Below are 21,407 nucleotides of genomic sequence, written 5' to 3' on the forward strand. Positions count from 1 at the left end.
TGGTGATTGCTGCAGTCAGGGTAGTTTTACCGTGGTCAACGTGGCCGATAGTACCAACGTTAACGTGCGGTTTGGAACGTTCAAATTTTTCTTTAGACACGGCTATATTCCTTACTCTTATGCTCTCCCCTCATGGAGAGAGCACTGATCAATGTGTTAAACCCGAAAGCTTATTTACCACGGGCTTCAATAACGGCCTGAGCGACGTTGTTCGGCGCATCATCGTACTTCAGGAACTCCATGGAGTAAGAAGCACGGCCTTTGGTCAGAGAACGCAGTTGAGTTGCGTATCCGAACATCTCGGACAACGGAACTTCAGCGTGAATCTGAACGCCAGTAGCGTTGGATTCCTGACCTTTCAGTTGACCACGACGACGGCTAAGGTCACCGATGACGTCACCAGTGTTCTCTTCCGGCGTTTCAACTTCAACCTTCATGATAGGCTCAAGCAAAACAGGTTTTGCTTTCTTAAAGCCATCTTTAAAGGCGATAGAAGCGGCCAGTTTAAACGCCAATTCGGAGGAGTCAACATCGTGGAAAGAACCGAAATGCAGACGCACACCGAGATCAACTACCGGATAACCAGCCAGTGGACCAGACTTAAGCTGCTCCTGGAGGCCTTTATCAATGGCAGGGATGTATTCCGTTGGGATCACACCACCTTTAATGTCATTGATGAACTCATAACCTTTCGGATTTGAGCCCGGCTCCAGTGGGTACATGTCGATCACAACGTGACCATACTGACCACGACCACCAGACTGCTTGGCGTGTTTACCTTCGATATCGGTAACTTTCGCGCGAATCGCTTCACGGTAAGCAACCTGAGGTTTACCCACGTTAGCTTCAACGTTGAATTCACGCTTCATGCGGTCAACCAGGATATCCAGGTGAAGTTCACCCATACCTGCGATGATAGTCTGACCTGATTCTTCGTCAGTCCATACGCGGAATGATGGGTCTTCCTTCGCCAGACGGCCCAGAGCCAGACCCATTTTTTCTTGGTCAGCTTTGGTTTTTGGTTCAACTGCAACGGAGATTACCGGCTCAGGGAACTCCATACGCTCCAGAATGATCACGTGGTTTGGATCACACAGAGTGTCACCGGTAGTCACGTCTTTCAGACCGATTGCTGCAGCGATGTCGCCCGCACGAACTTCTTTGATCTCTTCACGCTTGTTAGCGTGCATCTGAACGATACGGCCCAGACGCTCACGAGCAGCCTTCACTGAGTTCAGAACGGTGTCACCGGAGTTAACGATACCGGAGTACACGCGGAAGAAGGTCAAGTTACCCACGAATGGGTCGGTAGCAATTTTAAATGCCAGAGCAGCAAACGGCTCTTCATCGCTAGCGTGACGCTCAGCCGGAGTATCTTTACCGTCGTCCAGGATACCGTTGATTGCAGGGACGTCAATTGGGGATGGCAGGTAATCAATTACCGCATCCAGCATCGCCTGCACACCTTTGTTTTTAAAGGCGGAACCACAGGTAACCAAGATGATTTCGTTGTTCAGCACGCGCTGACGCAGAGCAGTCTTGATTTCTTCCTCGGTCAGCTCTTCGCCGCCCAGGTATTTGTCCATCAGCTCATCTGAAGCTTCAGCTGCAGATTCAACCAGGTTCTGGCGCCATTCTTCAGCCAGCTCTTGCATGTCAGCAGGGATGTCTTCGTATTCGAAGGTCACGCCAGCATCAGCTTCGTTCCAGTTGATCGCTTTCATTTTCACCAGGTCAACAACACCGGTGAATTTCTCTTCTGCGCCGATAGCCAGCTGCAATGGCACTGGATTCGCGCCCAGACGAGATTTGATCTGACCAACAACTTTCAGGAAGTTAGCACCCATGCGGTCCATTTTGTTAACGAACGCGATGCGTGGAACTTTGTATTTGTTAGCCTGACGCCATACAGTTTCAGACTGAGGCTGAACACCACCTACAGCACAGTAAACCATTACAGCGCCATCAAGAACACGCATGGAACGTTCTACTTCGATGGTGAAGTCAACGTGTCCTGGGGTGTCGATGATGTTTACGCGGTGCGGCTCAAACTGCTTGGCCATACCAGACCAGAAAGCAGTAGTCGCTGCAGAAGTGATGGTAATACCACGCTCCTGCTCCTGTTCCATCCAGTCCATGGTGGCAGCGCCGTCATGAACTTCACCGATTTTGTGGTTTACACCGGTGTAGAACAGAATACGTTCGGTAGTGGTCGTCTTACCGGCGTCGATGTGGGCGCTGATACCGATATTACGGTAGCGCTCAATGGGTGTTGTACGAGCCATTTGATTCCTCTATTGCCTTAGGCGTTCAAGTTCGGTTAACCCAAGCGGGTTGGCTTCTTGAAGCGCCCGCTTGGTTAGCATAACTACTGCGTGGCAATTACCAGCGGTAGTGGGCGAACGCCTTGTTAGCTTCGGCCATACGGTGAACGTCTTCACGCTTCTTAACAGCAGAACCTTTGTTCTCAACTGCATCAGAAAGCTCGTTCGCCAGGCGCAGAGCCATGGATTTATCACCGCGTTTACGAGCAGCATCAACGATCCAACGCATTGCCAGAGCATTACGACGGACCGGGCGAACTTCAACTGGCACCTGATAAGTAGAACCACCAACGCGGCGAGACTTAACTTCTACAGTCGGGCGAACGTTGTCGAGGGCTACTTCGAAAGCTTCCAGGTAATCTTTACCAGAACGCTGAGCCAGGGTCTCCAGCGCGGTATAGACGATTGCTTCTGCAGTAGATTTTTTACCATCTACCATCAGGATGTTTACAAATTTGGCCAACAGTTCGGATCCGAACTTAGGATCTGGCAGGATTTTACGTTGGCCGATTACGCGACGACGTGGCATGGAAATACTCCGTTGTTAATTCAGGATTGTCCAAAACTCTACGAGTTTATTTTGACATTAAAGTGAAAATGTTTGGCCTTACTTAACGGAGAACCATTAAGCCTTTGGCTTCTTCACGCCGTACTTGGAACGAGCTTGCTTACGGTCTTTAACACCGGAGCAGTCAAGTGCACCACGAACGGTGTGGTAACGCACACCTGGCAAGTCTTTTACACGACCGCCACGGATCAGGATCACGGAGTGTTCCTGCAGGTTATGACCTTCACCGCCGATGTAGGAGGTAACTTCAAAACCGTTAGTCAAACGCACACGGCATACTTTACGCAGTGCGGAGTTTGGTTTCTTAGGAGTGGTGGTATATACGCGAGTACATACGCCACGTTTCTGCGGGCAGGCTTCCAGCGCTGGAACGTTGCTTTTAGCAGCCTTCACAGAGCGTGGTTTGCGTACCAGCTGATTAATTGTTGCCATTAAAAAGCTCCTGGTTTTTGCTTCGTAAACACGTGATAAATCCCCTCGTATGCACTACTGGCAAAGTACGAGGACGCAGAATTTTATGGCTGAGTAGTAGAGGTGTCAAGAAATATACAACATCACTCTCATCACCAGGCCATTTGGCTGCGATGTTTTTCGGTTAATTCAACGAAGTGATTATAGCCGACGACAGTGATTTTGTGTGAAAAATGACCAGACACCCCTCTGGCATCCAGGTCGTTCTGCAGCGCATAAAGGGATATGGGGGCATTGAGCAGCAATTCAAGGTGCACGCTACCGGCCAGGCCAGCCAGCACGCCATCCTGCAACAGCAACAGGTCATCGCCCGGTGCGGTCAAACGCAGCAGCGCGGGCAAATCACATTGAGTGGGGGAACGGCTAAGGGTATACAGCATCAGGATTTCCTAAAATGTCATCACCACGTCATAGCTGGCCAGTTGGCGACTTAGCGCATCCGGAGCCAAAATCTCGGCGTCCAGCACCCAGTCGGTCACCTGACTCAGGCCGCGTTCCTGTAGCGATGCCTGGCAAAGATAACACTGTTCAACGTCATACAGCGGCAGCACGCCAAAGGTGGCAATGTAATTGCGCGCCAGAATTTTTTCCGGTTGCTGCCCCGGCATGATCTGCAACACGCCGTCACCGATAAAAAACACGCCCAGATCTTCGCTCAGTGCCGAAGTGGCTAACAACGCATCCAGACCTTCCCTGCCGCTGGCGCTGCCGTGTGGACTCTGGGTAAAAACAAAAGCGACTCGTTTCATAAACTCTCTCAGAACTGCACCAGGCGGTCACAGCTCAGCGAAGCCTCCGCCAGCGAGCCCAGCCCGCTAAGGGTAAAACCCGGCTGAAGATTGGCGCTGGGCAATCCTTGCTGTGCGGCTTCCTGCTCATCGGTCACACCGCGCCGCAGCGCCGCAGCCACGCAGACGTTGAGCTCAATGCCATGCTGCTGTGCCAACTGCACCCAACCCCGTACCAAATCAAATTCGTCGCTGGCCGGTGCAGTCAGTTGATTGGCGTTCAACACCCCTTCACGGTAAAAAAACACGCTGGAGAGGCGGTGTCCCTTGGCCAGCAAAGCCTGCGCGAACTGATAGGCGCTGCTGGCCTGTTGAGTGCCGTAAGCCGGGCCGGTGACCAAAAGGCAGTAATTCAGCATCCGCGCTCAGTTCCCAACAGATCGCCGCTTTTGAACTGGCGGATGTACAGATACACGGTGTGTTTTGAGATATTCAGACGGTCCGCCACCTGATTAATGGCGTCCTTGATATCAAAAATGCCCTTCTCATAGAGATTCAGCACTACCTGGCGGTTTTTGGCATTGTTGGAGACATTACGATCGGCATTAACTTCCTCAATGGTAAACTCCAGCGTCTGCGCCACCAGATCGTCAACGGAAGACGCAAAGTTGACCGAGGGTGCCACATCCTGAGTTTCCGGCGGCATAAAGGTCTGCATCACCTGGGAGAAAGGCACGTCGAGGTTCATATTGATACACAACAAACCGATCACCCGCTGCTCGCGATTGCGGATGGCGATAGTCACCGACTTCATCAGGACGCCGCTCTTGGCACGGGTAAAATAGGCCTTGGACACGCTGCTGTCATCGCCGGCCATGTCATGCAACATACGCAGCGCGAGGTCAGTGATCGGCGAACCGATCTGCCGCCCGGTATGCTCACCGTTCGCAATCCGTACCGCCGAACACTTCAAATCTTCCAAAGCATGCAGCACGATTTCACAGTGCCCGCCGATCAACATCGCCAGGCCGTCAACAACCGCTTCGTAAGACTTCAGGATTTCATGATCCGTCTGGGTAAACGGACGTTCATTCAGCAAATCAAGTTCGCTGGCTTCGCTGGATAAAAGCGAATTAGACATCGAAAATACCACCCTCAAAGATCGCCTGTGCCAGGGGGCGCAGCTAAAACTGCTCGTGCGGGTTCCTTTCCACAGGCGGCACACCCTTGAAGTTACGCGGGATGGGCTGGCTGATATCAGTCTGAAACAGCACGACGAGCGTCCGCAGGCCGAGATGACCAGGAACAGTTTTAGGTACACGCCCTAAGGGGCAGGCGCATGACTCATAAGTCCGGATTATTAGTCTAGCAAAACAGCCAGAGTAAAGTCCTTGCGTTTGCGCGTGGTATTGACGTTAAGCCCGATGCCCGGCAGGCGTCAAGCGATCAGTGGGCAGGAAGCGAAAGTTAGCGCTGATTTGGCGGATTAAAATGAACACCGCCGCGAGGGAAACTCGCGGCGGTGTGGGGACTCAGACAGGCTTATTGCGCTTTGGCGTCTGCCGCTGCGTCAGCCGGCTTCTCAGCCTTGGCATCCGCTTTAGGAGCGGCTTTCACATCCAGCAGTTCAACGTCGAACACCAGTGTGGAGTTGGCCGGGATGCCCGGAACGCCAGTTTTACCGTAGGCCAGCGCCGGTGGGATAACCAGCTTGATTTTGCCGCCTTTCTTGATGTGTTTCAGGCCTTCAGTCCAACCTGGGATCACGCCGTCCAGACGGAATGACAGTGGCTCACCACGGGTGTAGGAGTTATCAAACTCGGTGCCGTCAGTCAGGGTGCCTTTGTAGTTTACTACAACGGTATCGCTGTCTTTAGGCGCAGAACCGGTACCTGGCTTCTCTACCTGATACAGCAGGCCGGACTCGGTTTTCTTCACGCCTTTTTCTTTCGCGAAGGTGTCGCGGTACTTGGTGCCTTTCGCTTCGTTATCTTTCGCGTCCTGCTCCATCTTCGCCTGAGCGGAAGCCTTCACGCGCGCTTCAAAGCTCTGCAGGGTTTTTTCGATATCTGCGTCGTTCAGCTTGCTCTTGTTGGCGAAAGCGTCCTGAACGCCTGAGATCAGCTGGTCTTTGTCCAGTTTGATACCCAGTTTTTCTTGCTCTTTCAGCGAGTTGTCCATGTAACGGCCCAGGGATGCGCCCAGTGCGTAAGCCGCTTGCTCGTCATCGTTCTTGAACTTGCCGGTGCTTGGTGCTGCGTCTGCGGCTTTCGCTGCTTCTGCCGGTTTAGCTGCATCGGCAGCCATGACCTGGGTCGCATTCAAAGCAAAAGCCATGGTGGTTGCCAGAAGCGTGACTTTAAACAAAGATTTCATCCATTTCTCCAGTGTCTGAAGCGGTGCCCCAAACAATCATTAAGTAAGATAACCGGGCTACTATAGCTGTCCGAAACAAAACAAAACAGTCACACAGGTAACCAATCGAGTCAAAGTGTGACTCCAGCTTTAAACAGAAGTTTCGTTTAATGTGCTACCCGTATGATAAGTCAGATTTTTCCTGCGCCCGTGGTATCCACAGTAACAAAAACCGCCACACCGAGCGCTCTATTTTTCAGCACTTTACACAGTGCACCGGCGCTTTCCGTCTGCCCCCGCACATAGCGGGGTGAAATAGCGCAGCGCAAAGCCGCCGGCAGCTGTTACCATAGCGTCAGATTCAGGATTTAACCGCGTCAGAGGTAGCATCATGCACAACGCCGATATCCAAAGCCTGTTACTGCGGCTTGAAGAACTGGAAAGCCGTCAGGCCTTTCAGGAAGTCACTATTGAAGAGCTCAATCAGACCGTGGTGAAACACCAGCTTGAAATGCTGAAATTGCAGGATCACCTGCGCGTGCTGACCGACAAGCTGCGTTCGACCCAAACGTCGATGATTGCGTCGCAGTCGGAAGAAACACCGCCGCCACATTATTGATAAGCCATAAAAAAGGGCAGCCTGAGGGCCGCCCTTTTTTTTGCCGTTACTGCGCTGCGATTAGTGGCAGCCGCAACCGCCGTTACCACAACCGCCTTTCTTGGCCTGACCGTGATCATGCGCGTGGTCATGGTCGTGATCGTGGCCATGGCCGCCGCAGCACCCTTCACCGTGTTCGTGGTGATGATCGTGCTCGCCGTGTACGTGGCCGTGCGCCAATTCTTCAGCGGTAGCTTCGCGGATCGCGACAACTTCTACGTTGAAGTTCAGGTTCTGGCCAGCCAGCATGTGGTTACCGTCAACCACTACGTGATCGCCGTCCACTTCGGTGATTTCGACCGGCACTGGGCCCTGATCGGTGTCAGCCAGGAAACGCATGCCAACTTCCAACTCGTCAACGCCCATAAAGACGTCTTTCGGCACGCGCTGCACCAGGTTTTCGTCGTAGTTGCCGTACGCATCGTTAGCGCCAACGTTAACGTCAAAACGATCGCCCGCTTCGTGGCCTTCGAGTGCTTTTTCCAGACCTGCGATCAGAGAACCATGCCCGTGCAGATAGTCCAGCGGCGCACTCACCGGAGACTCATCAACCAACACACCGTCTTCTGTACGTACTTGATAAGCCAGGCTGACCACCAAGTCTTTTGCTACTTTCATGATATCTCCTACCGTTGGATACTTGGACGCAGCCGTCATGAGGCCGCGCCTTTACCGGACAGATTGTATCGGAAATCTGCCCCGCTGTACCCTCCAGCATAAAAAAACGCGCTCGATAACGCTATTCCGGATGGAAAATACCGATCACCTGCTCCTGCGGCCGGACGTGCTTTTCCACCTGCTGTTCGGTCTGCCGCTGATGATGGCCGCACTTGACGCACTCCACCACTTCGACCTGGTCTTCACGCCAAACGGCCAGCGTATCCATAGCCTTACAGCTTGGGCAGACCGCCCCGGCGATAAATCTTTTCCGTGTTGCAGACATCTCAGTGCTCCAAATTATTCGTATTCATCCCAGCCGTCGAACTGGCGACTCTCTTTTTGCATTTCCCGGTGGAAGAGTTCTTCCAGCTCGCGCCGCGCTTCCTTCACGCGGGAAATTTGCGCCACATCGCCGTGATGCGGCGGCATCAGCTCACGCAACATCCGCATATCCAATCGACGGAAGTGCTGCTGCGCGCGATAGGCCTGATGAGGATGCATGCCCAGTTCCATCAGTGCCTTGCGCCCCAGTTCCAGCGCACTGGAAAAAGTTTCGCGACTGAACTGCTTGACCCCTGCCTGCAACAACTCATGCGCTTCCACACGGCCGCGCGCCCGCGCCAAAATACTCAGCTCGGGAAAATGCTGCTGGCACAGGCGAACAATTTCCATGGTGTCTTCCGGCTCATTACAGGTGATCACAATCGACTTGGCCTTTGCCGCGCCGGCCGCACGCAGCAGTTCCAGCTCGGTGGCGTCTCCGTAATACACCTTATAACCATAGCGCCGCAGTACGCCGACGGCGCTGACATCGCGCTCCAGGACGGTAATGCGCATCTTGTTGGCCATCAGCAAGCGGCCGATCACCTGACCAAAACGTCCGAAGCCCACGATGATCACCTGCGGATCGTCGTCTTCCACATACGGGGTCTCTTCGTCCTCATCCCGGGCGTTATAACGGCGCACCAGGATGCGATCGATAATTTGCATCAGCAGCGGCGTAGTCATCATCGATAGGGTCACCACCACCAGCAACAGCGCAAGCTGATCGGGCTGCAACACCTTCTGCGCCCCCGCCGCCGAAAACAGCACGAAGGCAAACTCTCCGCCCTGGCTGAGCACGCCGGCAAACTGCAAGCGCACTGAGCTGCGCAGGCCGAAAATGCGCGACAGCGAGTACAGCACCCCTGACTTAATCGCCACCAACAGCACCACGCCCAGCAGCACTTCGGCCAGATGGGTATAGAGTACGCCGATATTCAGCGCCATGCCCACCGAGATAAAAAACAGCCCCAGCAGCAGCCCTTTGAAAGGCTCGATGGAGATTTCCAGCTCGTGGCGATATTCGCTTTCGGCCAGCAGCACGCCGGCGATAAAGGTCCCTAGCGCCATAGAAAGACCAAGGGCATCCATAAACATCGCCGCCCCCAGCACCACCAGCAGGGCGGCAGCGGTGAAGATTTCGCGAACTCCGGAAGAGGCGATATAGCGAAACAGCGGACGCAGCAAGAACCGTCCCCCGATCAGCATGCCGCCGAATGCTGCCACCTTGAGTGCAATTTGTGCCCAATCGTCGCTGCTGCCGCCGGCACCGGCCAGGATCGGGATCAGCGCCAACGCCGGGATCACCGCCATATCCTGGAACAGCAGCACCGAGAACCCCAACTGGCCGCCTTCGTTGCGGTTCATGCCCTTTTCGCGCATCAGCTGCAGCGCCATCGCGGTTGAGGACATCGCCAGCCCGATACCGCCAATCACGGCGGCCTGCCAGGCAAAATGCGTCAGATAAAGCAGCGCGCCCAGCACGGCGGCGGTGATCAGCACTTGCCCGGCACCGACGCCAAAGATTGAGCGCCTGAGTTCCCACAGCTTGCTCGGGTTCAGTTCCAGCCCGATGATAAACATCAGGAATACCACGCCCAATTCGGAAAAGTGCAGGATCTCGTCGACGTCGCGAATGAAACCCAATCCCCAGGGGCCAATGGCAATACCGGCAATCAGATAACCCAGCACCGCGCCAATCCCCAGGCGTCGGGCAATCGGCACCGTGACCACGGCGGCGAACAGAAACAGTAAAATTGCGGTCAGTAACGTAGAGCCTTCCATGTTTACCTTCCTCCGTGCGGCAACGGGTTACGCAGCCAGTCGCCATACGCCGTGGCATGGTTTTCCAGCACTTCCGGCTTTTGACGGCGCGCCCAATACACCAGCATCGGCGTCAGCCAGTGCATATGACACATGGCGGCGGTCAACTCAAACGGCCGCAGAATATCTTCCATCGGGTAGCGGTTATAACCGCCGGTACGATAGGCCCCCTCCGGTTCCCCGGTGGTGATCACCGAACGCCAATACTTTCCCGCCAGCGCATTGCCGCCCATGCCGCTGGCAAAACCACGCGACAGCACGCGGTCCAGCCACTCTTTCAACAGGGCCGGACAACTGTAGGTATAGAGAGGATGTTGAAAAACAATGACCTGATGTTCACGCAGCAGTTGTTGTTCGTGGTGAATATCGATAAAAAAATCAGGATAGTGCGCGTATAAATCGTGCACGGTGACATGTTCCAACTGCTGTGCCGGTCGAAGCAAAACCCGATTCGCGACCGAGTCCTGGGATTCCGGATGGGCATACAGCAGCAAGACCTTGGGCGGCTGCGACATCATTCCCCTCCAAAGCGTCGTCAGGGTAGCGGTTTTCCGTTACCATGCTCCGCAAAGACTAATAATAGGACAGTCTGTGTCCTGTTAACTTAGAATCCATTCAATTTAACATACTCTGAACATACGGCGCTTTATGATTGTATTCTCCTCGCTACAAATCCGACGCGGCACCCGCGTCCTGCTGGACAACGCCACGGCGACGGTTAATCCAGGTCAGAAGGTCGGCCTGGTGGGTAAAAACGGCTGTGGCAAATCTACGCTGCTGGCCTTGCTGAAGGGTGAGATGGCCGCAGACGGCGGCAGCTACACCTTTCCAAGCAACTGGGCCCTGGCCTGGGTAAACCAGGAAACGCCGGCGCTCGACGTGCCGGCACTTGAGTATGTTATCGACGGCGACCGCGAATTCCGCCAGCTTGAAGCCGACCTGCAGCTGGCAAACGACAAAAACGACGGCCACGCCATCGCCACGCTGCACGGCAAGCTGGATGCCATCGACGCCTGGACCATACGCTCCCGCGCCGCCAGCCTGCTGCACGGCCTGGGGTTCTCCAACGAACAGCTGCTAAACCCAGTCAGAGCCTTCTCGGGCGGCTGGCGTATGCGCCTGAACCTGGCGCAGGCGCTGGTGTGCCGTTCTGATCTGCTGCTGCTCGACGAACCGACCAACCACCTGGATTTGGACGCGGTGATCTGGCTGGAGCGCTGGTTGAAAGGCTACCCTGGCACGCTGGTGCTGATTTCGCATGACCGCGACTTCCTGGATCCGATCGTCGATAAAATTCTGCATATCGAACAAGAGACCATCAACGAATACACCGGCAACTACTCCTCGTTCGAACGTCAGCGTTCGACCAAGCTGGCCCAGCAGCAGTCGCTGTACCTGAACCAGCAAGAGAAAGTGGCGCATCTGCAAAGCTATATTGACCGCTTCCGCGCGCAGGCCACCAAGGCCAAGCAGGCGCAGAGCCGTATCAAGATGCTCGAACGCATGGAACTGATCGCCCCGGCCCACGTGGATAACCCGTTCAGCTTCAGCTTCCGCCAGCCGGAAAGCTTGCCAAACCCGCTGCTGCGTATGGAGAAGGTCAGTGCCGGCTACGGCGACAAGGTGATCCTGAACTCGATCAAGCTGAATCTGGTGCCCGGCTCACGCATTGGCTTACTGGGCCGTAACGGCGCCGGCAAATCGACCCTGATCAAAATGCTGGCCGGTTCGCTTGAACCGTTGAGCGGTGAAATTGGCCTGGCAAAGGGCATTAAACTGGGTTACTTCGCCCAGCATCAGTTGGAATTCCTGCGGGCCGATGAATCGCCTCTGCAGCACCTGAGCCGCATCGCCCCACGTGTGCTGGAACAACAGCTGCGCGATTACCTTGGCGGCTTTGGTTTCCAGGGCGATAAGGTCACTGAAGCCACCGAGCGGTTCTCTGGCGGCGAGAAAGCGCGGCTGGTATTGGCGCTGATCGTCTGGCAGCGCCCCAACCTGCTGCTGCTCGATGAACCGACCAACCACCTGGATCTGGACATGCGTCAGGCGCTGACCGAAGCGCTGATCGATTTCGAGGGTGCGTTGGTGGTGGTCTCGCACGACCGTCACCTGTTGCGCTCTACCACGGACGATCTCTATCTGGTGCATGATGGCCAGGTGGAAGTGTTCGAAGGCGATCTGGACGACTATCAGCAATGGCTGAGCGACCTGCAACGTCAGGAAAACCAGCAGGACGCCCCGGAGAAAGAGAACAACGGCAACAGTGCGCAGGCACGTAAAGACCAGAAGCGTCGCGAAGCCGAGTTCCGCAGCCAGACTCAGCCACTGCGCAAGCAAATTGCCAAGCTGGAACAACAGATGGAAAAACTGGGCGCCGAACTGGCGGCGGTAGAAGAGAAGCTGGCGGACTCCGCGCTGTACGACATCAGCCGCAAGGCCGATCTGACTCACTGCCTACAGCAACAAAGTCAGGCCAAGTCCGCATTGGAAGAAACGGAAATGACCTGGCTGGATGCGCAGGAGCAGTTGGAACGCTTTACGCAAGAGTTCGAATCCTAAGGGCTACGGGGCGGCCTGCCGCCCCTGCATGTCACCCCTTGTAAAAGGGTTTATCCCCCAAGATGGTCGCACGGTGCATAATGCGCCGCTGTGGCAGATAATCCGCGTTGGCGTAATGTTGCGTCACGCGGTTATCCCAAATGGCGATGTCATTTTCCTGCCAGCGCCAGCGCACCTGGAACTCCGGCTTGGTAATGTGAGCAAACAGGAAGTTCAGCAGCGCGTCACTTTCCTTCGGTGCCAAATCAACAATTCTGGTCGTGAAACCTTCGTTGACGAACAGCGCCTGCCGGCCGCTGACCGGGTGGGTACGTACCACCGGGTGCAACAGCGGTGGGTTTTTCTGTACCGCCAACTGCCAGCGCTGATGTTCCTCTTCGCTGCCGCGGTGCTTGTATTCCGGGAATGATTTGGTGAAGTCATGCTCCGCCTGCAGGCCCGCCAACAACTGCTTAAAAGGGGCGGACAAGGCTTCATAAGCCGCGATACCGCTGGCCCACAGCGTATCACCGCCGGTGGTAGGCAGTGTTTTCGCGGCCAAAATCGCCCCCAGCGGTGGGTTTTCGATAAAGGTCACGTCGGTATGCCAGTTATCGTTGTCCGGCGGATTATTGTCATGGGTATCCAGCACGATAATCTCTTTCACATCGGCGGCTTGCGGGTAAACCGGATGGATGTGCAGATCGCCAAAGCGGCCGGCCAAATTACGCTGTTGCAACGGCGTGATCGGCTGATTGCGCAAGAACAGCACCTGATGTTTGAGCAACGCATGGTAGAGCTGCTCGAATTGACCGTCGCCCAGCGGGCGTGCCAAATCAACATTCTCCACCAGCGCACCGATATAAGGCCCCAACGGGGTGATACTCAAACGTTCGTTCATTGCTGTACTCCATGCCACGGGGTTAATCGGCGCTGCAAGGCACGCAGCCCCAGCTCCAGCCCAAATGCAATAATCGCAATCACGCCAATACCGGCCAGCACCACATCGGTGGCCAAAAACTCCCCGGCGGATTGCACCATAAATCCCAGACCGCGCGTGGCGGCAATCAGTTCTGCTGCGACCAGCGTCGACCAGCCGACCCCCAGCCCAATACGGATACCGGTTAAAATCTCCGGCAAGGCGCTCGGCAGCACCACAAAACGCAGCACCTGCCAGCGGTTGGCGCCCAGCGCGCGCGCCGCGCGCACCCGAACCTGAGCCACGCTACGCACTCCCGCCACGGCAGACAGCGTCACCGGGGCGAAAATCGCCAGATAAATCAGCAGGATCTTCGAAGTTTCACCGATGCCGAACCAAATCACCATCAGCGGTAAATAGGCCAGCGGCGGCACCGGACGATAAATTTCAATCAGCGGATCGAGAATGCCGCGTACCGTATCGTTCAGCCCCATGGCAATACCCACCGGCACCCCGATAATCACCGCGGCCAGCAACGCAACCAGGATGCGCCCCAGGCTGGCGGCCAGATGCTGCCATAGCGTGGCGTCCATAAAACCCTGCGGGCTGGCTATGGTGATCAACTGATGCAGCACCTGCTGCGGCGCCGGCAAGAACAACGGGCTGATCAGGTTCAACGCGGTCACGCCCCACCAAATAGCCAGCACCACCAACAGGGTGGCGCTGCTCAACCAGACGTTGCGTGGCACGCTAAAGCGTCGCGGTGCCGCAGCCTTCGGCTGGGCAACCTCTTTAAGGGCAGAATGCAGGCTCATAACAAGGCCTCACGCTGTTGGAAGACTTTACCCAGCACGTATTCGCGCTGGGCGATAAATTCAGGATCAGACTTGATCGAACGGCAAGGCTCACCGTCGGCATAGCGTTGGCCGAAATTCAGCGCCAGACGCTCCACCACCTGCCCCGGTCCCGGCGACAGCAGCAGCAGCTCACTGGCAAGGAACACCGCCTCTTCAATATCGTGGGTAATCAACAACACCTGCTTGCCGGTATCCCGCCAGATGGTCAGCAGCAGTTCCTGCATTTGTTCACGGGTAAAAGCATCCAATGCACCGAACGGCTCATCCAGCAACAGCAAACGCGGATTGGCCGCCAGTGCGCGAGCTATGCCCACGCGCTGGCGCATACCACCGGAAAGCTGCCAGATAAAGTGCTGATCATAACCGGCCAAACCGACGCGCTGCAGCATCTGCAGCGCCACTTCACGACGCTGCGGCTTGCCGACTCCGGCCAGCTGCAAGCCAAATTCGACGTTATCCACCACGTTACGCCACGGCAGTAAACCTTCATGCTGGAACACCACGCCCCGCTCGGCTCCGGGGCCTTTTACGGGAACTTCGTCAAGCGTGATGCTGCCAGCTGAAGGCTCGATAAACCCGGCGATCAAATTCAGCAGCGTGGTTTTGCCACAGCCCGAAGGGCCAAGCACCACCACCAGTTGTCCAGCGTCAATCTGGAACGAGACGTCGCGCAGCGCAGGACGCCCCTGGTACTCTGCTGAAAGATGGTTAACGTTTAGCATTCTGCTCCCTTACGACTGCGGCGCAGCCTGCACCTGTTTCACAAAGCGATCGGTGACATAGGCACTGTAATCGCTGTCGACCTGGGGAATTTTGCCCTGCTGTTTGAGGAACTCGGCGGTGTCATGAATGGCTTTGTCCACCGGCTGACCAAGCTGGGTGATCTGTTCGGCGACCGGCAGGTAAGTATTGCCCTGCACCAGCACCGGTATCTGCTCTTCCGGCACGCCGCTCAACCGGGACAGCGTGCTGAGGTTGCCCTTGTCCTTCAGCCACTGTTCCGGCTGCGCCAAATAGGCTTTTTGGGCGTTCAGTGCGCTGGCGGCAAAGGCCATCACCACTTCAGGATGCTTCTCGGCAAAGTCCTTGCGCACTACCCAAACGTCGAGCGTCGGGGCGCCCCATTGTCCGACCTGGGCGGAATCCGTCAGCACCTTGCCCTGTTTGGCCAACTCATTGACCACCGGAGCCCAAACATAGGCGCCATCGATATCACCGCGCTGCCAGGCCGCGGCGATGGCCGGCGGTTGCAGATTGAGGATTTTGACCTGCTCTGGCTTGATACCCCAGTGCTTCAGAGAAGCCAACAGGCTGTAGTGCGTGGTTGAGATAAAGGGTACTGCGATGCGCTTACCGATCAGATCCTGCGGGCTTTTAATCTCTTTTTTCACCACCAGCGCTTCGGAACTGCCGAGCTGGGAGGCGATCAGAAACACTTCGATAGGCAGTTTTTGGCTGGCAGCCACCGCCAATGGGCTGGAACCGATGTTGCCGATCTGTACATCCCCTGAAGCCAATGCGCGCAGCACGCTGGAGCCACTGTCGAATTTGCGCCAGTCAACGGTAGCGCCGGACTGTTTGGCGAAGCTGTTTTCCGCCTGCGCCACCTTGGCGGGTTCCGCCGAAGTCTGGTAGGCCACAGTCACGTCCACCGCATAGGCGCTGGCTGTGCCGAGTGACAACGCCAGTAGTACCGCGCTGCGTAATGCAAAGAGTTTGCTCGCCATGATCGCTCCGTTGATAAAAGTCTGTTCAGTTGCTGACAGTTTTATCCGAGCGTTGGCGAGCTATAAAAGAATAAAAAACTCTGCGTTATTACTTATGGGAATATTTAATCAAATCATCCCGATGTGGCGGAATCCCTCCAGGGAATCTTTTAGGGGCCCGCGTCAGTGTTCTCACATTAAGATAAAAAGTCACGGGCGGTGGCTGGTTGAAACGAACCCCATCTGCTTACAGGCGCAGTTCGCCACGCAAAAAAATCTGCGCATAGCCGCCTATCAGGGTACGGTCGCCTTTCAGTTCGCAGAACAGCTCACCGCCGCGCGCCGAAATCTGCCGCGCGTGTAATTGATGGCGGCCGAGACGTGCGCTCCAGTAAGGCATCAACGTGCAGTGTGCAGAGCCGGTAACCGGATCCTCACCGCCGTCCAGCGTGAAATAGCGCGAAACGAAATCCACCGTTTCGCCCGGTGCGCTAGCGATCACCGCGCGCCCGGCCAAAGTAATCAACGCCGGGATATCCGGCTGCAACGCTCGCACCTGCGCTTCGTTTTCCAGCACCACCAGCAGCGCATTGGCTTGCCACACTTCCTGCGGTTCAACGCCCAATAGCGCGCTCAGCCCGGCAGGCGTCGCGATTTTTTGCGGCGGTCGGGACGGAAAATCCAGGATCAAGCGTTCGCCATCTTCGGCGTCGCGCTTAACGTACAAATCACCGCTTGCCGAACGGAAACGGATATCCTGCAACGCCGGATTGACCGCGCTGAACATCACGTGCGCCGCCGCCAGCGTGCCGTGGCCGCACAGATCCACCTCACGATGGGGAGTAAACCAGCGAATGGCCGACATATCGCCATCGTCCCAGACGAAGCTGGTTTCAGGCAGGCTCAGCTCATTGGCGATCGCTTGCATCTCGGCGGTCGACAACGGCTGTTTCAGCAGGCATACGCCGGCCGGATTGCCGCGAAGCCCTTCGCCGGTGAAGGCCACTACGTGGAAGTAATTTTCTGCCATCTGCAACTCCTTAATGCCAGATGAGTAACACACAGGCCGCCGTCAGCAGCCCCATAGACAGATTAAAGATGATCCAGGCCTTTTTGCTGCGTAACAGGCGGCCAATCACCGTGCCGAAGCCGAGCCAAATCACCCCGGCGACAATATTCACCACCAAAATGCCCAGCGAGATCGCCACAATCGACGTGTTGTACCTGTCGCCTGCCAGGCTAAAACTGGCCACCGCCCCCAGCGCCATCAGCCAGGCCTTGGGATTAAGGAACTGCAACAGCCAGCCCTGATACAAGCGTATCGGTTTGGGCGGGGCCACGTCGGTCTCCAGCTTTTCATAAGCGGCAGTGGCCACTTTCCACGCCAGCCACAACAGGTACAGGCTGCCGAGGATTTTCAGCACCAGGTGCAGCGCAGGATAAACCAGGATCAGGCTGCCGACCCCGAACGCCACCAGCAGCAATATACTTTGCATCCCCAGCATGATGCCTATCATCAACAGCAGCGAGCGCATAAAACCAAAATTGGCGCCGGAGGTGGTCAGCAACATATTATTAGGGCCTGGCGTGATTGCGGCGACCCACAGGAAGCCTAACATCGAAAGAAATAAACTCGGTTCCATGAGGTGGGTGCTCCTCACCCAGGGTGATTTTTTGCAGTATTATTGTCAGTTCAGGATAGTGAAGCTAACAGCGCACTATTAATCCCACAATAGCCGCCAATAAGATTTTTACTCAGGTTATGCATGAATCCTTTCGCCCTTTGACCGGGGCCAGTAATCCGCATCTGCAGACGCTGCTGCCAAGGCTGGTGCGCCGCCGCGTGCAGCTAAAACCACATTGGCAACGGCTGGAATTGCCCGACGGCGACTTTGTCGATCTCGCCTGGAGCGAAGATCCGGCTCAGGCTGCCGGCAAGCCGCGCGTGGTGCTGTTCCACGGACTGGAAGGCAACTTCTACAGCCCCTACGCTCACGGTCAACTCAACGCCTGGCGTGAAAAAGGCTGGCTTGGCGTAGTGATGCATTTTCGCGGCTGCAGCGGCGTGCCGAACCGCAAGCAGCGCATCTATCACTCCGGAGAAACGGAAGATGCGCGTTTCTTCCTGCAGTGGCTGCGCGCAACCTACGGCGAAGCCCCCACCGCCGCGGTCGGGGTCTCGCTCGGCGGCAACATGCTGGCCTGCTACCTGGCACAGCAGGGGGCGGACAGTCTGCTGCAGGCGGCTGTCGTGGTTTCAGCACCGCTGATGCTGGAGCCCTGTTCGTGGCGTATGGAACAAGGCTTTTCGCGCGTTTATCAGCGCTATCTGCTTGGGCAACTCAAACAAAATGCCACCCGCAAGCTGCTGCACTACCCTGACACGTTGCCGCTCAAGCTGCCGCAGCTCAAAGCGTTGCGCCGGATCCGCGACTTTGATGACGCCATTACCTCGCGCATTCACGGCTTCAGCGACGCCAGTGATTATTATCGCCGTTGCAGCGCCCTGCCGCTGTTGCCGGCGATCCAGACGCCGTTATTGATCATCCATGCCAAAGACGATCCCTTTATGACCGACGAAGTGATCCCCGAGGTCACCACGCTGCCGCACAACATTGAGTATCAGTTGACCGAGTTTGGCGGCCACGTCGGTTTTGTCGGCGGCACCTTGAAACACCCCCAAATGTGGCTGGAATACCGTATTCCATCCTGGCTTTCCCCTTATCTGGACACAACCACGTGATTATCCCCTGGAAAGAACTGGAAACTGAGACCCTAAACAGCCTGATCGAGTCCTTTGTGTTACGCGAAGGCACCGACTACGGCGAGCACGAACGCTCGCTGGAACAGAAAGTGGAAGACGTGCGCCGCCAGTTGAAAAACGGCGAGGTGCTGCTGGTTTGGTCAGAACTGCATGAGACCGTCAACATCATGCCACGCGGCCAGTTCCGCGCCGGGCAGGAAGAAATTTAGTGGCGATCGGTTCTATGACTGACGGAAAAAATCAGGTAACAATGGGTTATTGCAAACCAACGCGCGGAATTTTGCCCTTGGCGAAAGGGCGTCAAACAGACCAATAATCATATCTGACGCCTGCGCATTTAACACGGAGTGACCTACCACCATGTCCGCCAAACATCCCGTTATCGCAGTGACCGGCTCCAGCGGGGCCGGCACCACCACCACCAGCGTGGCGTTCCGTAAAATCTTTCAGCAGTTGAACATCCGCGCCGCCGAGCTGGAAGGCGACAGTTTCCACCGCTACACCCGGCCGGAAATGGACGCGGCGATCCGCAAAGCGCGCGATCTCGGCCGCCATATCAGCTATTTCGGCCCCGAAGCCAATGACTTCGGCCTGCTGCAACAAAGCTTTCTCGACTACGGCAAAAACGGCACCGGTCGCTCACGCAAGTATCTTCATACCTACGATGAAGCGGTACCCTATAATCAGGTTCCCGGCACTTTCACCCCATGGGAAGCCTTGCCGGCACCGACCGACGTGCTGTTCTACGAAGGGCTCCACGGTGGCGTCGTGACCGAACACATCGACGTGGCCAAACACGTCGATCTGCTGGTCGGCGTAGTACCCATCGTGAACCTGGAATGGATCCAGAAGCTGATCCGCGATACCGGTGAACGCGGTCACTCCCGCGAAGCGGTAATGGATTCGGTGGTTCGTTCGATGGAAGACTACATCAACTACATCACGCCGCAGTTTTCACGTACCCATATCAACTTCCAACGGGTGCCGACGGTAGACACCTCCAACCCGTTCGCCGCTAAGGCTATCCCTTCGCTGGACGAGAGCTTTGTGGTCATCCACTTCCGCGGGCTGGACCAGATCGACTTCCCTTATCTGCTGGCAATGCTGCAGGGATCTTTTATCTCGCATATCAATACGCTGGTGGTGCCGGGTGGCAAAATGGGGCTGGCGATGGAACTGATCATGGCGCCGCTGGTGCAGCGACTGCTGGAAGGAAAAAAAATCGAGTAATCTACGGGGCGCGGTACAACCGCGCCCCTTTATCCGTTACGCCAGGTCGCGGATTTCAAAACTGTGGGTCACGCTGGCGGCTTTGCTCAGCATCAGTGAAACCGAACAGTACTTCTCAGCTGACAGGTTGACCGCACGTTCCACGATCTTGTCGCTCAAATCTTTGCCGGTCACGATAAAATGCAGGTTGATATGGGTAAACAACCGTGGCGCTTCTTCGCGGCGTTCAGAGGTCAGCTTCACCTCGCAATCACGCACGTCGTTGCGTCCTTTTTGCAGGATCGACACCACGTCGATAGCACTGCAGCCCCCTACTGACATCAGCACCATTTCCATCGGGCTGGGTGCTTTATCGCCGGCGTTGCCGTCCATCAATACCTGATGGCCAGACGCGGATTCACCCAGAAACGTCAGCCCTTCCACCCACTTAACTCTTGCCTGCATGCTGGTCACTCCGGTTAATTTCTTAAAATCAGAGTACGCTTTCGCATAGAAACTGGCAACGGAACCTGATGCTAATCATGCTGAAGCGAGACAACACGAGACACCCGCCTCACTCTGTGCTACAAACAGAGCCGCAATAAATCTTTCCGGGACACTGATTTCAGGGAAACTCCCAGGGAAAGGCTCCTTTACCGGTATGTTAACAGAATGTAGCTTGCAGCTCTCCCGGCAAGTTAATATGCTAGAGCGACAGCGTATATTTATGACACGCCTCAAAACCTGCTGATAGCCACCATTAAAACAACGGCGACAGCACGTTTTACAGGGAACTCTGACCCCTGTGACACAAGGCAGCGATAACAACAGAGGATAACAGCGAATGGTTCTCGGCAAACCGCAAACAGACCCTACTCTCGAATGGTTCCTGTCTCATTGCCATATCCACAAATATCCATCCAAAAGTACGCTGATTCACCAAGGTGAAAAAGCCGAAACGCTTTACTACATCGTCAAAGGCTCCGTCGCGGTGCTGATTAAGGATGAAGAAGGTAAAGAGATGATCCTGTCCTACCTTAACCAGGGGGATTTCATCGGCGAGCTTGGATTGTTTGAAGAAGGTCAGGAGCGTAGCGCCTGGGTTAGGGCGAAGACCGCCTGTGAAGTGGCTGAAATTTCCTACAAGAAATTCCGCCAGCTGATTCAGGTAAACCCGGACATCCTGATGCGCCTGTCTGCCCAGATGGCAAACCGCCTGCAGATAACCTCTGAGAAAGTGGGTAACCTCGCCTTCCTGGACGTTACGGGCCGCATCGCGCAAACCCTGCTGAACCTGGCGAAACAGCCTGATGCCATGACCCATCCGGATGGCATGCAGATTAAAATCACCCGTCAGGAAATTGGCCAGATCGTCGGTTGCTCTCGTGAAACCGTGGGTCGTATTCTGAAAATGCTGGAAGATCAAAACCTGATCTCCGCTCACGGCAAAACTATTGTCGTTTACGGCACCCGTTAATCACTGAAAAAACGGCGCGATAATT

The 21,407-nt window shown here is 55.7% G+C and carries 26 protein-coding genes; 6 read left to right on the top strand and 20 right to left on the bottom strand.

Annotation, left to right across the window (positions count from 1 at the left end; genetic code table 11):
• The 9 genes from NR114_RS19855 to fkpA form a co-directional block, all read right to left on the bottom strand.
• Nucleotides 1–100: GTP-binding protein (locus NR114_RS19855; RefSeq protein ID WP_234369306.1), on the bottom strand; the 100-nt coding region annotated here is incomplete at its 3' end.
• 70 nt (nucleotides 101–170) lie between these two features.
• Nucleotides 171–2,285 (bottom strand): elongation factor G, encoded by a 2,115-nt coding sequence (gene fusA, locus NR114_RS19860; RefSeq protein WP_020837250.1) that lies wholly within the window; start codon nucleotides 2,283–2,285, stop codon nucleotides 171–173.
• A 97-nt stretch (nucleotides 2,286–2,382) separates the two neighbouring features.
• Nucleotides 2,383–2,853 carry a 30S ribosomal protein S7 gene (gene rpsG, locus NR114_RS19865; protein ID WP_020837252.1) on the bottom strand — a complete coding sequence of 157 codons (471 nt, stop codon included), beginning with the start codon at nucleotides 2,851–2,853 and terminating at the stop codon, nucleotides 2,383–2,385.
• A gap of 96 nt (nucleotides 2,854–2,949) precedes the next feature.
• On the bottom strand, nucleotides 2,950–3,324 hold the full coding sequence (gene rpsL, locus NR114_RS19870; protein ID WP_004930426.1) for a 30S ribosomal protein S12: 375 nt from the start codon (nucleotides 3,322–3,324) through the stop codon (nucleotides 2,950–2,952).
• Nucleotides 3,325–3,455: 131 nt separating this feature from the next.
• On the bottom strand, nucleotides 3,456–3,743 hold the full coding sequence (tusB, locus tag NR114_RS19875; protein WP_020837254.1) for a sulfurtransferase complex subunit TusB: 288 nt from the start codon (nucleotides 3,741–3,743) through the stop codon (nucleotides 3,456–3,458).
• A gap of 9 nt (nucleotides 3,744–3,752) precedes the next feature.
• Nucleotides 3,753–4,112: a sulfurtransferase complex subunit TusC gene (tusC, locus tag NR114_RS19880; RefSeq protein WP_020837255.1), complete on the bottom strand. Its 360-nt coding sequence runs from the start codon at nucleotides 4,110–4,112 to the stop codon at nucleotides 3,753–3,755.
• An 8-nt stretch (nucleotides 4,113–4,120) separates the two neighbouring features.
• Nucleotides 4,121–4,510, bottom strand: a complete 390-nt coding sequence (tusD, locus tag NR114_RS19885; RefSeq protein WP_020837256.1) for a sulfurtransferase complex subunit TusD — start codon at nucleotides 4,508–4,510, stop codon at nucleotides 4,121–4,123.
• The gene (locus NR114_RS19890) at nucleotides 4,504–5,232 is read right to left on the bottom strand and encodes a transcriptional regulator (protein ID WP_020837257.1); all 729 of its coding nucleotides are present in this window, start codon (nucleotides 5,230–5,232) and stop codon (nucleotides 4,504–4,506) included. The genes tusD and NR114_RS19890 overlap by 7 nt, the downstream gene beginning before the upstream one ends.
• Nucleotides 5,233–5,633: 401 nt before the next feature.
• Nucleotides 5,634–6,467, bottom strand: coding sequence for an FKBP-type peptidyl-prolyl cis-trans isomerase (gene fkpA, locus NR114_RS19895; RefSeq protein WP_020837258.1), 834 nt, complete (start codon nucleotides 6,465–6,467; stop codon nucleotides 5,634–5,636).
• A gap of 370 nt (nucleotides 6,468–6,837) precedes the next feature.
• Between fkpA and NR114_RS19900 the strand changes: the two genes are divergently transcribed.
• Entirely contained in the window at nucleotides 6,838–7,065 is a 228-nt protein-coding gene (locus NR114_RS19900; protein WP_020837259.1) for a SlyX family protein, read from the top strand.
• A 60-nt stretch (nucleotides 7,066–7,125) separates the two neighbouring features.
• On the opposite strand, the gene slyD is transcribed toward NR114_RS19900, so the two are convergent.
• From slyD to kefG, 4 genes are all read right to left on the bottom strand, one after another.
• Nucleotides 7,126–7,722: a peptidylprolyl isomerase gene (gene slyD, locus NR114_RS19905; protein ID WP_020837261.1), complete on the bottom strand. Its 597-nt coding sequence runs from the start codon at nucleotides 7,720–7,722 to the stop codon at nucleotides 7,126–7,128.
• A gap of 121 nt (nucleotides 7,723–7,843) precedes the next feature.
• The gene (locus tag NR114_RS19910) at nucleotides 7,844–8,047 is read right to left on the bottom strand and encodes a YheV family putative zinc ribbon protein (RefSeq protein ID WP_004951224.1); all 204 of its coding nucleotides are present in this window, start codon (nucleotides 8,045–8,047) and stop codon (nucleotides 7,844–7,846) included.
• Nucleotides 8,048–8,061: 14 nt separating this feature from the next.
• Nucleotides 8,062–9,870 (bottom strand): glutathione-regulated potassium-efflux system protein KefB, encoded by a 1,809-nt coding sequence (kefB, locus tag NR114_RS19915; RefSeq protein ID WP_048760541.1) that lies wholly within the window; start codon nucleotides 9,868–9,870, stop codon nucleotides 8,062–8,064.
• A 2-nt stretch (nucleotides 9,871–9,872) separates the two neighbouring features.
• The gene (kefG, locus tag NR114_RS19920; protein ID WP_041415731.1) at nucleotides 9,873–10,424 is read right to left on the bottom strand and encodes a glutathione-regulated potassium-efflux system ancillary protein KefG; all 552 of its coding nucleotides are present in this window, start codon (nucleotides 10,422–10,424) and stop codon (nucleotides 9,873–9,875) included.
• Nucleotides 10,425–10,557: 133 nt separating this feature from the next.
• Between kefG and NR114_RS19925 the strand changes: the two genes are divergently transcribed.
• On the top strand, nucleotides 10,558–12,471 hold the full coding sequence (locus NR114_RS19925) for an ABC transporter ATP-binding protein (RefSeq protein ID WP_129982622.1): 1,914 nt from the start codon (nucleotides 10,558–10,560) through the stop codon (nucleotides 12,469–12,471).
• Between the two features lie 31 nt (nucleotides 12,472–12,502).
• Here the strand turns inward: NR114_RS19925 and tauD are convergent, their stop codons facing one another.
• The 6 genes from tauD to NR114_RS19955 all read right to left on the bottom strand — a co-directional run bounded on the left by tauD (nucleotide 12,503) and on the right by NR114_RS19955 (nucleotide 17,575).
• A complete protein-coding gene (tauD, locus tag NR114_RS19930; RefSeq protein WP_020837270.1) occupies nucleotides 12,503–13,351 on the bottom strand; it encodes a taurine dioxygenase in 849 nt (282 codons plus the stop codon).
• Nucleotides 13,348–14,184 (bottom strand): taurine ABC transporter permease TauC, encoded by an 837-nt coding sequence (gene tauC, locus NR114_RS19935; RefSeq protein WP_115060703.1) that lies wholly within the window; start codon nucleotides 14,182–14,184, stop codon nucleotides 13,348–13,350. Before tauC ends, tauD begins: the two co-directional genes overlap by 4 nt.
• Nucleotides 14,181–14,948, bottom strand: coding sequence for a taurine ABC transporter ATP-binding subunit (gene tauB, locus NR114_RS19940; RefSeq protein ID WP_020837273.1), 768 nt, complete (start codon nucleotides 14,946–14,948; stop codon nucleotides 14,181–14,183). The genes tauC and tauB overlap by 4 nt, the downstream gene beginning before the upstream one ends.
• A 9-nt stretch (nucleotides 14,949–14,957) precedes the next feature.
• Nucleotides 14,958–15,953 (bottom strand): taurine ABC transporter substrate-binding protein, encoded by a 996-nt coding sequence (gene tauA, locus NR114_RS19945; RefSeq protein ID WP_234529232.1) that lies wholly within the window; start codon nucleotides 15,951–15,953, stop codon nucleotides 14,958–14,960.
• A 226-nt stretch (nucleotides 15,954–16,179) separates the two neighbouring features.
• Nucleotides 16,180–16,962 (bottom strand): PhzF family phenazine biosynthesis protein, encoded by a 783-nt coding sequence (locus tag NR114_RS19950; protein WP_128865265.1) that lies wholly within the window; start codon nucleotides 16,960–16,962, stop codon nucleotides 16,180–16,182.
• A 10-nt stretch (nucleotides 16,963–16,972) separates the two neighbouring features.
• Nucleotides 16,973–17,575 (bottom strand): LysE family translocator, encoded by a 603-nt coding sequence (locus NR114_RS19955; protein WP_020837282.1) that lies wholly within the window; start codon nucleotides 17,573–17,575, stop codon nucleotides 16,973–16,975.
• Between the two features lie 119 nt (nucleotides 17,576–17,694).
• Here NR114_RS19955 and NR114_RS19960 point away from each other — a divergent pair, with 119 nt between their 5' ends.
• From NR114_RS19960 to NR114_RS19970, 3 genes are all read left to right on the top strand, one after another.
• Nucleotides 17,695–18,675, top strand: a complete 981-nt coding sequence (locus tag NR114_RS19960) for a hydrolase (RefSeq protein ID WP_129941678.1) — start codon at nucleotides 17,695–17,697, stop codon at nucleotides 18,673–18,675.
• Nucleotides 18,672–18,905 (top strand): YheU family protein, encoded by a 234-nt coding sequence (locus tag NR114_RS19965; RefSeq protein WP_020837285.1) that lies wholly within the window; start codon nucleotides 18,672–18,674, stop codon nucleotides 18,903–18,905. The genes NR114_RS19960 and NR114_RS19965 overlap by 4 nt, the downstream gene beginning before the upstream one ends.
• A gap of 151 nt (nucleotides 18,906–19,056) precedes the next feature.
• The gene (locus NR114_RS19970) at nucleotides 19,057–19,926 is read left to right on the top strand and encodes a phosphoribulokinase (RefSeq protein WP_020837286.1); all 870 of its coding nucleotides are present in this window, start codon (nucleotides 19,057–19,059) and stop codon (nucleotides 19,924–19,926) included.
• Between the two features lie 36 nt (nucleotides 19,927–19,962).
• Here the strand turns inward: NR114_RS19970 and NR114_RS19975 are convergent, their stop codons facing one another.
• The gene (locus NR114_RS19975) at nucleotides 19,963–20,370 is read right to left on the bottom strand and encodes an OsmC family protein (RefSeq protein ID WP_020837287.1); all 408 of its coding nucleotides are present in this window, start codon (nucleotides 20,368–20,370) and stop codon (nucleotides 19,963–19,965) included.
• Nucleotides 20,371–20,749: 379 nt separating this feature from the next.
• Between NR114_RS19975 and crp the strand changes: the two genes are divergently transcribed.
• On the top strand, nucleotides 20,750–21,382 hold the full coding sequence (crp, locus tag NR114_RS19980; protein WP_004718520.1) for a cAMP-activated global transcriptional regulator CRP: 633 nt from the start codon (nucleotides 20,750–20,752) through the stop codon (nucleotides 21,380–21,382).
• Nucleotides 21,383–21,407: the final 25 nt, after the last annotated feature.

Origin of the sequence: Serratia sp. Ser99 (assembly GCF_024519545.1) — a bacterium.
GTDB lineage: Bacteria > Pseudomonadota > Gammaproteobacteria > Enterobacterales > Enterobacteriaceae > Serratia > Serratia liquefaciens.

Bases quoted from the DNA above. Each gene is read 5' to 3' on its own strand.
- NR114_RS19900 (WP_020837259.1), top strand. From the start codon at position 6,838: ATGCACAACGCCGATATCCAAAGCCTGTTACTGCGGCTTGAAGAACTG.
- tusD (WP_020837256.1), bottom strand. From the start codon at position 4,510: ATGCTGAATTACTGCCTTTTGGTCACCGGCCCGGCTTACGGCACTCAA.
- rpsG (WP_020837252.1), bottom strand. From the start codon at position 2,853: ATGCCACGTCGTCGCGTAATCGGCCAACGTAAAATCCTGCCAGATCCT.
- NR114_RS19975 (WP_020837287.1), bottom strand. From the start codon at position 20,370: ATGCAGGCAAGAGTTAAGTGGGTGGAAGGGCTGACGTTTCTGGGTGAA.
- tusC (WP_020837255.1), bottom strand. From the start codon at position 4,112: ATGAAACGAGTCGCTTTTGTTTTTACCCAGAGTCCACACGGCAGCGCC.
- tauD (WP_020837270.1), bottom strand. From the start codon at position 13,351: ATGAACGAACGTTTGAGTATCACCCCGTTGGGGCCTTATATCGGTGCG.
- slyD (WP_020837261.1), bottom strand. From the start codon at position 7,722: ATGAAAGTAGCAAAAGACTTGGTGGTCAGCCTGGCTTATCAAGTACGT.
- fusA (WP_020837250.1), bottom strand. From the start codon at position 2,285: ATGGCTCGTACAACACCCATTGAGCGCTACCGTAATATCGGTATCAGC.
- NR114_RS19890 (WP_020837257.1), bottom strand. From the start codon at position 5,232: ATGTCTAATTCGCTTTTATCCAGCGAAGCCAGCGAACTTGATTTGCTG.
- NR114_RS19955 (WP_020837282.1), bottom strand. From the start codon at position 17,575: ATGGAACCGAGTTTATTTCTTTCGATGTTAGGCTTCCTGTGGGTCGCC.
- fkpA (WP_020837258.1), bottom strand. From the start codon at position 6,467: ATGAAATCTTTGTTTAAAGTCACGCTTCTGGCAACCACCATGGCTTTT.
- NR114_RS19910 (WP_004951224.1), bottom strand. From the start codon at position 8,047: ATGTCTGCAACACGGAAAAGATTTATCGCCGGGGCGGTCTGCCCAAGC.
- kefB (WP_048760541.1), bottom strand. From the start codon at position 9,870: ATGGAAGGCTCTACGTTACTGACCGCAATTTTACTGTTTCTGTTCGCC.
- NR114_RS19950 (WP_128865265.1), bottom strand. From the start codon at position 16,962: ATGGCAGAAAATTACTTCCACGTAGTGGCCTTCACCGGCGAAGGGCTT.
- NR114_RS19970 (WP_020837286.1), top strand. From the start codon at position 19,057: ATGTCCGCCAAACATCCCGTTATCGCAGTGACCGGCTCCAGCGGGGCC.
- tauA (WP_234529232.1), bottom strand. From the start codon at position 15,953: ATGGCGAGCAAACTCTTTGCATTACGCAGCGCGGTACTACTGGCGTTG.
- tauB (WP_020837273.1), bottom strand. From the start codon at position 14,948: ATGCTAAACGTTAACCATCTTTCAGCAGAGTACCAGGGGCGTCCTGCG.
- rpsL (WP_004930426.1), bottom strand. From the start codon at position 3,324: ATGGCAACAATTAATCAGCTGGTACGCAAACCACGCTCTGTGAAGGCT.
- crp (WP_004718520.1), top strand. From the start codon at position 20,750: ATGGTTCTCGGCAAACCGCAAACAGACCCTACTCTCGAATGGTTCCTG.
- tusB (WP_020837254.1), bottom strand. From the start codon at position 3,743: ATGCTGTATACCCTTAGCCGTTCCCCCACTCAATGTGATTTGCCCGCG.
- NR114_RS19960 (WP_129941678.1), top strand. From the start codon at position 17,695: ATGCATGAATCCTTTCGCCCTTTGACCGGGGCCAGTAATCCGCATCTG.
- NR114_RS19925 (WP_129982622.1), top strand. From the start codon at position 10,558: ATGATTGTATTCTCCTCGCTACAAATCCGACGCGGCACCCGCGTCCTG.
- kefG (WP_041415731.1), bottom strand. From the start codon at position 10,424: ATGTCGCAGCCGCCCAAGGTCTTGCTGCTGTATGCCCATCCGGAATCC.
- tauC (WP_115060703.1), bottom strand. From the start codon at position 14,184: ATGAGCCTGCATTCTGCCCTTAAAGAGGTTGCCCAGCCGAAGGCTGCG.